A 13,100-nucleotide genomic window follows, 5' to 3' on the forward strand; every position below is an offset into this window, starting at 1 on the left:
TTGCGAGCGAGCCATGACCGTTTCCACCCCCAGCCGTTGCCCCATCGATCACAGCCAGTTCGGCAAGCCCACCGGCCAGAGCGGCCCTACGGGCTGCCCCATCAGCCACGGGGCCGCCGGCTTCGATCCCTTTGCCGACGGCTACCAGCAGGACCCGCCCGAGTATGTGCGCTGGGCACGCGAACAGGAGCCGGTGTTCTACAGCCCGCAGCTGGGCTACTGGGTGGTCACGCGCTTCGACGACATAAAGGCCATCTTCCGCGACAACCTGACCTTCAGCCCCTCGATCGCGCTGGAGAAGATCACGCCCACGGGCGATGAAGCCAATGCCGTGCTCGCCAGCTATGGCTTTGCGCTGAACCGCACCCTGGTCAACGAGGACGAGCCCGCCCACATGCCGCGCCGCCGCGCGCTGATGCAGCCCTTCACGCCCGAAGAGCTCAAGCACCACGAGCCCATGGTGCGCCGGCTGGCCCGCGAATATGTGGACCGTTTCATCGACGACGGCCGCGCCGATCTCGTCGACCAGATGTTGTGGGAAGTGCCGCTGACGGTGGCCATGCATTTCCTGGGCGTGCCCGCAGACGATATGGACACACTGCGCCAGTACAGCATTGCCCACACCGTCAACACCTGGGGACGCCCCCGGGCCGAGGAGCAGGTGGCCGTGGCCCATGCCGTGGGCAATTTCTGGCAGCACGCGGGCCGGATTCTCGACAAGATGCGCGCCGACCCCGATGCCGAAGGCTGGATGCAATACGGCATTCGCAAGCAGAAGGAACTTCCCGATGTCGTCACCGACTCCTATCTGCACTCCATGATGATGGCCGGCCTCGTCGCCGCCCACGAGACCACGGCCAACGCCACGGCCAATGCGGTCAAGCTGCTGCTGCAGCACCCCAAGGTCTGGCAGGAGATCTGCGCCGATCCCTCGCTGATCCCCAATGCCGTGGAGGAATGCCTGCGCCACAACGGCTCGGTAGCCGCCTGGCGGCGCCTGGCCACCAAGGATGTGGTGATCGGCGGCCAGGCCATTCCGGCCGGCAGCAAGCTGCTCATCGTCACCTCTTCGGCCAACCACGACGAGCAGCATTTTGTCGATGCCGACCTGTTCGACATCCACCGCGACAATGCCAGCGATCACCTGACCTTCGGCTACGGCTCCCACCAGTGCATGGGCAAGAATCTGGCGCGCATGGAAATGCAGATCTTCCTTGAAGAGTTCACGCGCCGCCTGCCTCATATGCAGCTGGCCGAGCAACGCTTCACCTATGTGCCCAACACCTCGTTCCGCGGCCCCGAACATCTGTGGGTTCAATGGGATGTGAGCCGCAACCCCGAGCGCGCCAACCCCGCCGTGCTGGCCGAACAACAGCCGGTGCGCATCGGCGAATCCTCGCAGGGCGGCGTCAGCCGCAGCATGCTGGTGGACAATACCGAGCTGATTGCGCAGGACGTGCTGCGCGTGCGCCTCAAGGCGCCCGACGGACGCGAGCTGCCACGCTGGACCCCGGGCTCGCATATCGACCTGCACTGCGGCGACACCGGCATCTCGCGCCAGTACTCGCTATGCGGTGATCCGCAGCAAGCGGACACCTACGAGATCGCCGTGCTGCGCGAGGAGCACAGCCGTGGCGGTTCGGCCTGGATACATGGGGCACTGCAGGCCGGCATGAAGGTGCAGATGCGCGGCCCGCGCAACCACTTCAGGCTCGACGAAGGCGCGCGGCAGCTGATTCTCGTCGCAGGCGGCATAGGTATCACTCCGGTTGCGGCCATGGCGGCTCGTGCCCAGGCCTTGGGCATCCCCTATGAAATCCACTACAGCTGCAGCCAGCGCGAGCGCATGGCGCTCCTGGATGCCTTGCAGGCAATGCATGGCGAGCGTCTGCAGATCTATGTGGGCGCGGAAGGCCGGCGCGCCGATTACGCGGCACTGCTGGCCGAGGTCAGGCCCGGCGCACAGATCTATGCCTGCGGTCCGCAGCGCATGCTCGACGGGCTGGCCGAGGCCAGTCGCCACTGGCCCGAGGACAGTCTGCGCGTGGAGCATTTCTCCAGCACCCTGGGAGCGCTGGACCCGGACAAGGAGCACGGCTTTGAAGTCGAGTTGCGCGAATCCGGCATCACGCTGCAGGTGCGCAATGACGAGACCCTGCTCGATGCACTGCGCAGCGCCAATATCGATATCGAGAGCGACTGCCGCGAAGGCCTGTGCGGCTCCTGCGAGGTGCCGGTGCTGGAAGGCGATATCGATCATCGCGACATGGTGCTGACCCGTGCCGAGCGCGCGGCCTGTACCAAGATGATGAGCTGCTGCTCGCGCGCCAGGACGCAGGAGTCCAGAATCGTTCTGGCGCTGTAACCACGGCGGACTGCTCCCACCAGGCCATGCATGGCTTCTGCCTAGAATCACTGCCCATATGGGCCTGTTGCAAATACTGCTGATTCTTGTGTGGGCGCCGACTGCAGCGCTCATCGCCTTCATGGCCACCACCTGGCTGAGCCATGGCGCGCAAGCCATCTGGAGCGCCATGACTGGCACTCGCGCTGACGAGCGTTCGACCTGGCCGCTGGTGCTGGGCGGCGTCGCGGCCCTGGCGGGCATGGTGGGGGCAGTCATCACTTTTCCGAATCAGGCCGTCATGCGCCATGCGTTCGACAAGCTGCTGGGCTATGGCTCGACACGCGTAGAGATCACACTGCGCCAGGACGATGCCGCCACACGCCAGGCCCTGCTGGAGACGCTGCACCCCTTCATGGAAATGGGCGGACGCGAGATCCGCTACCGCGTCTCCACCCGTCACGGCAGCTATACCGAGACCGACGAAGTGCCCAGCTACTACCGCTTTGCGGACGGGCGCCTGGAGATCGCCACAGGCGGCGTGGTCGGCAACGACAGACTGTCCGTGATGCAGCCCGGCTTCAAGGCACTGGCGCAATTTTCCACGGCCGACTCCATCGACGCCAGCGTGGCGGCCACCGTAAACCTGGACAAGGCACGGATAACCGTGGAGATGCTGCCGCGCACGGCCATGCTGGTCCACCGCGACGCTGCCAAGGACTGGTCAAGTGTGCTGCGTCCGGCCCCGCCTACCCGTTGCCATCTGGAGGTGCGGGCGCTGTTCTCCACGGATGCCTTCAGGCTGCTCATGTTCGCGGGCCGGGCCTCAGGCGAGGTCGAGATCCACACCGGCCCCGATACCGCCCTGCGCGACACGCAGTACCAACTGGTCGGCATGGGCCTGGTGCCGGGCAGCAATGGACGCAGCGTCAAGGAACTAGAAACCGATGCCACCCGCATCTATGGCGTGCTGAGGCTGCTGCCGCCGGGCCTGAATCCCGATGTCATGGACTGCGATACCGCCCTGGGACGCATGAGCGACCCGGCCCTGGTGGCAGCCGCCATGCTGTCCACATTTCCCGGCCTGGAAGGACGCGTGAATGACATAGAGATCACGCCTTCAGCCTCCTTCTCGCCCTGGCACAACCGGGGCTGGACGGCCGTGCCGCCCGGCACACGCTCGCAAGGCGGAACACGAGCCGAAGCAGGTACGCTCGCCTGCACCCTGGAGCAGAACCGCCACACGCGCACCCTGATATCCATGGTCGAGGAGCACTGCACGGAACGCGAGCCGCAAAACGCCGGTGCCGCCTGCCCCCAACTGCGCGAACGCCTGAACTGGACCCGGGCCGAGCTGGCCCGATGCAGAAAACAGCTGGTGCGTTGAAACGGGGTCTGGGCCCGTGCAACAGCGATCACATGGACCAGATTCTCGGCGTGCCACCCTGCAGGCCCCAGAGTTCTTTTCTCCAGAAACTCCACACAGTTTTCCACAACATCATCACAGGCTCCACCACAGGTGATACACAGCGCAGAACCAGCATGTTTTCATTGGGAGCGGTGACACCGCTCAACACCGCCGGAGCGGCCTTGGCAAGCAGCTCCTGCGTGCCTTCCAGCAAGGCTTCGCGCTGATGGCGCGCCATGGCTGAGCCGCTTGCAAAGATCAGACTGCCCAGGCAGCGATGCCCGGCCAGCCCCAGATCGCCGTTGAGCAGCAGCTCGTCCTGTGCATCGATCACACCGCGCTCCAGAAAACGGCCCGGCCATTCGATGTGCTGTTCGAACCTGCCGCAGGCATAGGGCTGGGCGGCCAGCGGCAGGCCCAGTGCCGTCACATCCCAGGTCAGCAGTTGCGCGTCTTCGGCGAGGTCGAACTCCAGCTGGTTGACGGCATCGCAGGCGTTGTAGGCAATCGCCTCCAGCGGCAGCCACTCCAGCCTCGCACCGGGGTCCAGACGCAGCCGGGTGCGCTGCATGGCCTGCTTCCCGTTGCTTTTGTAAAAGCGCGTGGCACCGGGCGTGGTGACCAGCGCATGCGCACCTTCTGCGACATGGACATCAATGTCCAGTGCATCCCCACCCACCAGCCCGCCAGGCGGATGCACCAGCACGTTGTGGCAGATGGCAGGACCTTCGGGATAAAGACTTTTGAGGATGCGCAGCGGACCATTGTGCGTGAATTGCACCGAGGTCTTGCCAGCCTGCAGGAAATAGTTCAGCGCCAGTTGCGCATGCCAGGTCATTGTCTTTCTCGCCTCTTCAAGCAGGCCTGCCGTTCAGGCCGGGATAGCTCAGCTCTTTTGCTTACTAACTCATGAAAATTCATTCGTTGTTGTATCGCAGCAGCGCTTCTACAGTCTCTCGCACGCCAGCTTGTCAAGCATATGGCGATTGATTTCAGGAGCTTTCATGTCGGTCGCTACCGTAACGCATTCACGCCTGCATCGCACTCTGGCCCCGTGGCTTACATCGATGGCGGTGCTGTGCTGCACGCTGGCAACTGGCCCTGCTGCCGCGCAAGCCGGCGGCGCAGCGGCACAGGCCTGGAAGCCCAGCAAGTCCACGGAATTCATTGTCCCCAGCGGAGCCGGCGCGGCGCTGGATCTGGCGGCCCGCAAGCTCACCGAGCTGCTGGCACGCGATGGCCATGCACCGCAGTTCGTGGTCAGCAACAAGTCCGGCGCACATGCGATCGCCGCGCTGGAGAGCCTGCACCGCCACCCTGGCGACGCCCACACGCTGATGACGCTGAGCACCAGCTACGGCAACAGCCTGGCACAGAACGCCCTGCCCGCGCACCTGCAGAAAGGCACGCCGCTGGTGACCTTGCTGCGCGAGTTCACCACCGTGGTCGTGCGTGCGGATTCGCCGCTGCGCAATGCCCAGGATCTGATCGCCCAGCTGCGCAAGGACCCCGAGAAATACTCCATAGGCATTGCCACCACGCTGGGCAATCACATCCATCTGGGCGTGGCCCAGCCCTTGCAGCAAGGCGGTGTGAATATCCAGAAGCTGCGCATCGTGCCCTACAAGTCCTCCGCCGAATCCATGGTGGCGCTGGCAGGCGGGCATCTCGATGTGGTTTCGGCCACCACGCCGAACCTGCTGCCTTATCTGCAGTCGGGCCGTGTACGCGTGCTGGCGATTGCGGCCGACAAGCGGCTTGAAGGCGTGTTCTCCCAGTCGCCCACCTGGAAGGAGCAGGGGATCGACTATGTCAGCGATTCGTTTCAGGGCGTGATGACGGCCCCCGGTGCCAGCACCGCGCAACAGGCGTATTGGGTGAATGCGCTGCGCAAGGTTTCCGAAACCCGGGAATGGAAGGAGTTTGTGGCGCTCAACCAGTGGGAGCCCATCTTCCTCGGCCCGCAGGACACGGCTCGCGCACTGCATGCCCAGGTCGAACGCAGCCATGCTCTGCTGAACGAACTCGGCCTGCTGCCGGCCAGCGCCTCCCGTATTGCCCAGGCCCGTTGAAGCCCCGCTCTCATCAGGAAAAATCCCATGAACATGCCCCTGCCCCACGCTCCGCTGCAGCATCTGGACCAGCGTCTGAGCTCTGCCAACCACATCACTCCGCACATCCGCATCGCGCCGCAATCGGCGCATATCGGCGCGCTGATCAGCGGCGTCAATCTGAAGCAGGCCTTGAGTGCCGCCGAGGTGCACACCATCCGCTCGGCATTGCTGCGCTGGAAGGTGGTCTTCTTTCGCGACCAGCACCTCAGCCATGAGCAGCAGATCGCTTTTTCGCGCCAGTTTGGCGAGCTGACGCCCGGTCACCCCGTCTTCGGTCATGTCGAAGGCTTTCCCGAGCTGTATTCGATTGCCAAGCACCGCAAGGCCAACCGCCACAGCGGCCAGGCCGAACAGCGCCCCTGGACCGGCTGGCATGCCGACGTGACGGCAGCCCACAACCCGCCTGCCGCATCGATTCTGCGCGGCGTGACGATTCCGCCCTATGGCGGCGACACGCAATGGACCAATCTGGCGGCTGCCTACGAAGCGCTCTCCAAACCGCTGCAGGCCTTTTTGCAGGGCCTGCGTGGCGAGCACCGCTTCAGCGCACCGCAGGGAGCCACGGCATCGCAGGAATATCTGGATCTGGTGCGCGACAACACCCTGATCAGCGAACACCCGCTGGTCACCATTCATCCCGAGACCGGCGAGAAGGTGCTCTACATCAGCCCCGGCTTTCTCAAGTCCATCGTGGAACTCAATACTCGCGAATCGCGCGTGCTGCTGGAGCTGCTCTGGGAGCATGCCGTGAGCAGCGAGTTCACCGTGCGCTTCAAGTGGGAACCCGGCTCGCTGGCTTTCTGGGACAACCGCTCCACGGCCCATGTGGCACCACAGGATATCTTTGCACTGGAGTTCGATCGCCAGCTCTACCGCACCACGCTGGTGGGCGAAGTCCCCCTGGGCGCGGACGGCCGCGCCAGCACTGCCATACAGGGCAATCCGGTGCTGGCCGCGCACGGCGCAGCGTATTGACGAAATGAGTTGTCCTCCGGGCATGGCCTGAGGCTTTGAGGTGCCGCTTGCGGCACCTTTTTTTCTTCGCCCGATATTCAAATCGCCACCAGTGAGCGCACATTCTTCTCGTGCATCTCGCTGCCCGGGCCCGATGCAATCACCTCGCCGCGCTCCATCACCACATAGTGATCAGCCAGCTCCTCGGCAAAATCGTAGTACTGCTCGCACAGCAGAATGGCCATGTCTCCGCGATTGGCCAGCATGCGGATCACGCGGCCGATGTCCTTGATGATGCTGGGCTGTATGCCCTCGGTGGGCTCATCCAGGATCAGGATCTTGGGCTGCGGCGCCAGTGCGCGCGCAATGGCCAGCTGCTGCTGCTGCCCGCCCGAGAGATCGCCACCACGGCGGTGCAGCATCTGCCCCAGCACGGGGAACAGCTCGTACAGTTCACCCGGAATCCGGGTGCCTGCCGAACAATAGGACAGACCCATGCGCAGATTGTCCTCCACCGACAGCCGCGAGAAGATTTCGCGTCCCTGGGGCACATAGCCGATGCCGCTGCGCGCGCGCTCATAGGGCGTCCTGCGCGCGATATCGCGGCCCTGCCATTCAATGCCGCCGCTTCTGATGGGAACCAGCCCCATCAGGCTTTTGAGCAAGGTGGTCTTGCCCACGCCGTTGCGGCCCAGCAGCACCGTGACCTTGCCGATCTCGGCCGTGAAATTCACGTCCCGCAGGATGTGCGAGCCGCCGTAGTACTGATGCAGGTTCTGAACTTTAAGCATTTTTGACCTCTAACGCTTACACAGCAAGCGCAAGCAGCTATCTAATTTGACTATCTGCGGAGCGCATGACGTTTGAAACTGGCGCTGCCCAATCAAAGAGACAGCGAGGAAGCGCCGCCGAGCACCGAAGCTGTCGTCCCCCTCCCTTAGCGCGAAGCGCGTAGAGAGAGGGGGAAGGCGCGGGGCCGCTCAGGCGAAGCGTCTCAGGGGGTTACCTCCCAAGATACACCTCGATCACGCGCTCGTCAGCCTGCACCTCGGCCAGCGTTCCCTCGGCCAGTACCGAGCCATCGCAAAGCACCGTGACCTTCTCGCTGATGGTGTCGATAAAGCTCATGTCATGCTCCACCACCATCAGCGAATGCTTGCCCTTGAGCGTCAGAAACAGCTCGGCCGTGCGCACGGTTTCCTCGTCGGTCATGCCCGCCACGGGCTCGTCGAGCAGCAGCAGCTTGGGCTCCTGCACCAGCAGCATGCCGATCTCCAGCCACTGCTTCTGACCGTGACTGAGCAGGCCCGCCTGGCGCGTTACGCTGCCTGCCAGATGAATGGTGTGCAGCACCTCGGCAATGCGGTCCTTCTGCGCGCCGCTGAGCTTGAACAGCATGGAGGAGGCAATGCCCTTGTGGGTCTTGAGCGCCAGCTCCAGGTTCTCGAACACGCTGAGCTGCTCGAACACCGTGGGCTTCTGGAATTTGCGGCCTATGCCCATGGCGGCGATCTCGGGCTCCTTGTAGCGCAGCAGATCGATGGTGGAGCCGAAGAACACCGTGCCGCTGTCTGGCCGGGTCTTGCCGGTGATGATGTCCATCATCGTGGTCTTGCCTGCGCCATTGGGACCGATGATGCAGCGCAGCTCGCCGGGCGCGATATCGAGACTCAGACCGTTGATGGCCTTGAAGCCGTCGAAGCTCACATGCACGTCTTCGAGATAGAGAATTCGGCCGTGGGTCACATCCACTTCGCCGGCCACCACGGGGCGCGCCAGACTAGCGTTGCGACCACCGGATTCGGTGCGCAGCGCGGCTTCGCGCTGCTGGTAGGAGGCCAGGCGCTGCTCGCCTTCCTGCATCAGATCGGGGGTCATGCGCGCACTCCTTCGATGGCATCGGCAGAAGCCGGCTCGGCAGCGTTTTTGGCAGCTGCGGCTGCAGTCTGGTTCAACGGCGCCTTGACCTGAGCCTTGCGCTTCTCACGCCACTGGCGAAGCTGCTGCGGCAGGCGAATCAGTCCTCCCGGCATGAACAGCGTCACGACGATGAACAGCGCACCCAGCACGTACAGCCAGTACTCGGGGGCAGCCACGGTGAGCCAGCTCTTGCCGCCATTGACGGCGAACGCGCCGATGATCGGGCCGACCAGCGAGGCACGTCCGCCCACGGCCGTCCACACCGCCATTTCGATGGAATTGCCCACGCTCATTTCGCTGGGATTGATGATGCCCACCTGGGGCACATAGAGCGCGCCCGCCAGGCCGCACATCATGGCCGAGATGACCCAGATCGACAGCTTGTAGGGCAGCGGGTTGTAACCGCAGAACATGGTGCGCGATTCGGCATCGCGCACGGCCTGCAGCACACGGCCGTACTTGCTTCGTATCAGCCAGCGCGAGAACAGAAAACAGCCCAGCAGCGCCAGGCCCGACAGCGCGAACAGCAGCACATGCATGGCTTGCGAGTTGACCGAATAGCCGAGCAGGGTCCTGAAACCCGTGAATCCGTTGTTGCCGCCAAAGCCGGTCTCGTTGCGGAAGAACAGCAGCATGGCGGCGTAAGTCAGGGCCTGGGTGATGATGGAGAAATACACGCCCTTGATGCGCGAGCGAAAGGCAAAGTAGCCGAACAGCCCGCCGATCAGGCCCGGCACCAGAAACACCAGCAGCACGGTGGTGGCAAAGCTGCCCGACAGCGCCCAGTGCCAGGGCAGCTCCTTCCAGTCCAGAAACCCCATGAAGGCTGGCAATGCATCGGGGCCTGCGGCCTCACGCATCAGGTACATGCCCATCACATAGCCGCCCAGTGCGAAGAACAGGCCGTGCCCCAGGCTCAGGATTCCGGTATAGCCCCAGATCAGATCAATCGCCAGCGCGCAGATGGCATAGCACATGAACTTGCCCAGCAGGCCGAGCATGTAGTCGGAAAGGTGCAGTGCACTGTCCTCGGGCACCCACAGATTGAGTGCGGGAGCCACGGCGCAGACCATGGTCAGGGCCAGCAGAAATGCCGTCCAGCCCTTGGCGGATAGCGGCGGCGCGGGCTTGGGCAGTTCGATGGATATGGATTGGGTTGTCATGTCAGTTTTCCCTCATGTCGAGCAAGGCACATGGCCTGCGCAACTGGCGCGGCCCAGGTACGAGACACCGAGCAAGGGCCGCCCCGCAGCGAGGGTGTCGTCCCCTGCCCGCAGCGCGCAGCAATGCGAGAGCGGGGGAAGGCGCGAAGCGACTCAGGGGGTGTTTCATGTTTCCGCACTGCGGCCCTTCAAGGCAAAGATGCCTTGCGGACGCTTTTGAATGAAGACCACGATGAACAGCAGCACGGCGATCTTGGCCAGCACGGCCCCGGTCCAGCCTTCCAGCAGCTTGCTGAGCACGCCCAGACCCAGAGCCGCATAGACGGTGCCCGCCAGTTGCCCCACACCGCCCAACACCACCACCAGGAAGCTGTCCACGATGTAGTTCTGCCCCAGATCCGGGCCCACGTTGCCGATCTGGCTCAAGGCGCAGCCGGCAAGACCGGCGATACCGGAGCCCAGTGCAAACGCATAGGTGTCGGTGCGTGCCGTGTTGACGCCCACACAGGAAGCCATGGCGCGGTTCTGTGTCACGCCGCGCACGAACAGGCCCAGGCGCGTTCTGGCGATCATGAAGGCCACGCCCGCCAGCACGGCAAAGGCAAAAACGATGATGGCGATGCGATTCCAGGGCAGCGTCAGATTGGGCAGCAGCGCAATCCCGCCGCTCATCCAGACGGGGTTTTCCACGCCCACGTTCTGCGCTCCGAAAATGCTGCGCACGGTCTGCTGCAGCACCAGGCTGATGCCGAAGGTGGCCAGCAGGGTCTCCAGCGGACGGCCGTAGAGAAAGCGGATCACGCCGCGCTCCAGCACCGCGCCGACCAGCGCCGAGGCCAGAAAGGCCACAGGAATCGCCACCACCAGATACCAGCCAAACCAGGCCTCGGGCAGCCAGCGCTGGAATGCGACCTGCACCAGATAGGTGGCATAGGCACCGATCATGATCAGCTCGCCGTGCGCCATATTGATGACGCCCATCAGGCCGTAGGTGATCGCCAGACCCAGAGCCGCGAGCAACAGCACTGATCCCAGGCTGATGCCGCTGAAAACAGCACCCAGCCTGTCCCCCCAGGCCAGGCCTTCGGCAATGCCGACCAGCGCGGTCTTGATGGCTTTTTGCACGCCGGGGTCGGACTCTTCGGACAGGCGTTGGTTCAACAGCAACTGCGTCTCCGGGGTCTGCTGATGCGACAGCTGCTGCACCGCCTTCAGACGCTGCTGCACATCGTCGCTGCCCAGCAGGCTGGCAGCCAGGCTGCGCTCCAGCAGGGCTCGGACCTGCCCGTCCTGTTCAGCGGCCAGCGCTTTTTCGATCAGGGGAAGCCGCCCAGCATCAGGCTCGGAGGCCAGTTGCTCGGCAGCCTTGCGGCGTGCCTGCACATCGCTGCTGCCCAACGCCAGCGCGGCCTGCGCCGTGTCGATGACCGAGCGCAGGTAATTGTTGCTGACGACCTCCTCGGCATCGGGCGGGAGCTTGACGGCTGCGCCGGTCGCCGCATCGCTGACCGCATCGCCGCTCATCACATAGACCTTGCCCTGGGACACGCGCACTTCATCGTTGGCGAGCGCGCCCAGATAGGCCGACAGGCGACCGCCGTCGGTCTGTGCATCCGGCGCCAGCACGGCCTGATTGATCGCCAGCACGCGCTGCTCGGAGTCGTCTGCCGCAGCCATGGCATAGGCCTGCTCGGTCGTCAGTGCGTGACTGGTAAAGCTCAGCAAGGAGCCCAGCCCGGCGGCCAATGCCAGCCTCAATGACTTGCGCAGTATGTTCATAGGAATTTCAGGTTTCTAGCGCTGCGGCCCTTGTCAATAAAGCGCAAGCAGCTATCTCTTCAGGACTGGAGAGCCCACCAGACCTCTCCAGTCCGAGGGAGCGAATCAGGAGCTCTTGCCGTTGGGCTCGTCCTTCTTCTTGTCGTTGCCTTCGATATACGGGCTCCAGGGCTGGGCCTTGACCGGGCCCTTGGTCTTCCAGACCACGCTGAACTGGCCGTCGGCCTTGATCTCGCCGACCATCACGGGCTTGTGCAGATGGTGATTCTTCTCGTCCATCTTCAGCGTGAAGCCGCTGGGTGCGGCAAAGGTCTGGCCGGCCATGGCCGCGATCACCTTGTCGGTATCCGTGCTCTTGGCTTTCTCCACGGCCTGCTTCCACATATGGATGCCGACCCAGGTGGCTTCCATCGGGTCATTGGTCAGAGGCTTGTCCTTGTGGCCCGCGATGTTCTTGGCCTTGGCGTAATCGCCCCACTGTTTGATGAAGGCCGTGTTGGACGGGTTCTTCACGCTCATGAAGTAGTTCCATGCCGCCAGGTGACCGACCAGAGGCTTGGTGTCCACACCGCGCAGCTCTTCCTCACCCACGCTGAAGGCTACGACCGGCACATCCTTGGCCTTGAGGCCGGCATTGCCCAGCTCCTTGTAGAAGGGCACGTTGGAGTCGCCGTTGATGGTGGAGATCACCGCCGTCTTGCCGCCCGTGGAGAACTTCTTCACATCGGCCACGATGGTCTGGTAGTCGCTGTGGCCGAAGGGAGTGTAGGTTTCCATGATGTCGGAATCCTTGACACCCTTGGACTTGAGGAAGGCACGCAGAATCTTGTTGGTGGTGCGCGGATACACATAGTCCGTGCCCAGCAGCACAAAGCGCTTGGCTCCGCCGCCTTCCTTGCTCATCAGGTACTCGACAGCGGGTATCGCCTGCTGGTTGGGTGCGGCGCCGGTGTAGAAGACGTTCTTGGAGAGTTCCTCGCCCTCGTACTGCACGGGGTAGAACAGCAGGCCGTTGTTCTGCTCGAACACCGGCAGCACGGACTTGCGCGACACGCTGGTCCAGCAACCGAAGACCACGGCCACCTTGTCCTGGGTGATCAGCTGCTTGGCCTTTTCGGCAAACAGCGGCCAGTTGGAGGCGGGGTCCACCACCACGGGCTCGAGCTTTTTGCCGAGCACGCCGCCCTTGGCATTGATGTCGTCGATGGCCATCAGCACCGTGTCCTTGAGCACGGTCTCGGAGATGGCCATGGTTCCCGAGAGACTGTGCAGCACGCCCACCTTGATGGTGTCTGCAGCCAGCACCTGAGAAGTCAAGCCCAGGCCCAGAGCCATGGATGCAGCCAGTGTTGTGAGGGTTCCGCGACGATTCATTTCAGCACTCCCAGGAGGTTTTGTTCGGTCACATTGACCGCAAA

10 protein-coding genes are annotated in these 13,100 nt (G+C 63.6%); 4 read left to right on the forward strand and 6 right to left on the reverse strand.

Annotation, left to right across the window (positions count from 1 at the left end):
- The first annotated feature begins 13 nt into the window (after positions 1–13).
- Together MPZ60_RS23525 and MPZ60_RS23530 are read left to right on the forward strand one after the other, a co-directional pair.
- The gene (locus MPZ60_RS23525; RefSeq protein ID WP_034355155.1) at positions 14–2,365 is read left to right on the forward strand and encodes a cytochrome P450/oxidoreductase; all 2,352 of its coding nucleotides are present in this window, start codon (positions 14–16) and stop codon (positions 2,363–2,365) included.
- A gap of 58 nt (positions 2,366–2,423) precedes the next feature.
- Positions 2,424–3,731, forward strand: coding sequence for a hypothetical protein (locus MPZ60_RS23530; RefSeq protein ID WP_034355157.1), 1,308 nt, complete (start codon positions 2,424–2,426; stop codon positions 3,729–3,731).
- Between the two features lie 28 nt (positions 3,732–3,759).
- Here the strand turns inward: MPZ60_RS23530 and MPZ60_RS23535 are convergent, their stop codons facing one another.
- The gene (locus tag MPZ60_RS23535; RefSeq protein ID WP_034355160.1) at positions 3,760–4,590 is read right to left on the reverse strand and encodes an urease accessory protein UreD; all 831 of its coding nucleotides are present in this window, start codon (positions 4,588–4,590) and stop codon (positions 3,760–3,762) included.
- Positions 4,591–4,756: 166 nt separating this feature from the next.
- On the opposite strand from MPZ60_RS23535, the gene MPZ60_RS23540 reads away from it, so the two are divergent.
- Positions 4,757–5,824, forward strand: coding sequence for a tripartite tricarboxylate transporter substrate binding protein (locus tag MPZ60_RS23540; protein WP_242607071.1), 1,068 nt, complete (start codon positions 4,757–4,759; stop codon positions 5,822–5,824).
- 27 nt (positions 5,825–5,851) lie between these two features.
- Positions 5,852–6,841 carry a TauD/TfdA family dioxygenase gene (locus MPZ60_RS23545; protein ID WP_080745845.1) on the forward strand — a complete coding sequence of 330 codons (990 nt, stop codon included), beginning with the start codon at positions 5,852–5,854 and terminating at the stop codon, positions 6,839–6,841.
- Positions 6,842–6,918: 77 nt separating this feature from the next.
- Here the strand turns inward: MPZ60_RS23545 and urtE are convergent, their stop codons facing one another.
- The 5 genes from urtE to urtA all read right to left on the reverse strand — a co-directional run bounded on the left by urtE (position 6,919) and on the right by urtA (position 13,056).
- Positions 6,919–7,611 carry an urea ABC transporter ATP-binding subunit UrtE gene (gene urtE, locus MPZ60_RS23550; protein ID WP_034355166.1) on the reverse strand — a complete coding sequence of 231 codons (693 nt, stop codon included), beginning with the start codon at positions 7,609–7,611 and terminating at the stop codon, positions 6,919–6,921.
- Between the two features lie 211 nt (positions 7,612–7,822).
- Positions 7,823–8,698, reverse strand: a complete 876-nt coding sequence (gene urtD / locus MPZ60_RS23555) for an urea ABC transporter ATP-binding protein UrtD (protein ID WP_034355169.1) — start codon at positions 8,696–8,698, stop codon at positions 7,823–7,825.
- Positions 8,695–9,903, reverse strand: coding sequence for an urea ABC transporter permease subunit UrtC (gene urtC / locus MPZ60_RS23560; RefSeq protein WP_034355172.1), 1,209 nt, complete (start codon positions 9,901–9,903; stop codon positions 8,695–8,697). Before urtC ends, urtD begins: the two co-directional genes overlap by 4 nt.
- A 165-nt stretch (positions 9,904–10,068) precedes the next feature.
- Positions 10,069–11,682, reverse strand: a complete 1,614-nt coding sequence (gene urtB, locus MPZ60_RS23565; protein ID WP_052057604.1) for an urea ABC transporter permease subunit UrtB — start codon at positions 11,680–11,682, stop codon at positions 10,069–10,071.
- A gap of 105 nt (positions 11,683–11,787) precedes the next feature.
- Entirely contained in the window at positions 11,788–13,056 is a 1,269-nt protein-coding gene (gene urtA, locus MPZ60_RS23570; protein WP_034355175.1) for an urea ABC transporter substrate-binding protein, read from the reverse strand.
- Positions 13,057–13,100: the final 44 nt, after the last annotated feature.

The organism is Comamonas sp. 7D-2 (assembly GCF_022749555.1).
GTDB lineage: Bacteria > Pseudomonadota > Gammaproteobacteria > Burkholderiales > Burkholderiaceae_C > Comamonas > Comamonas thiooxydans.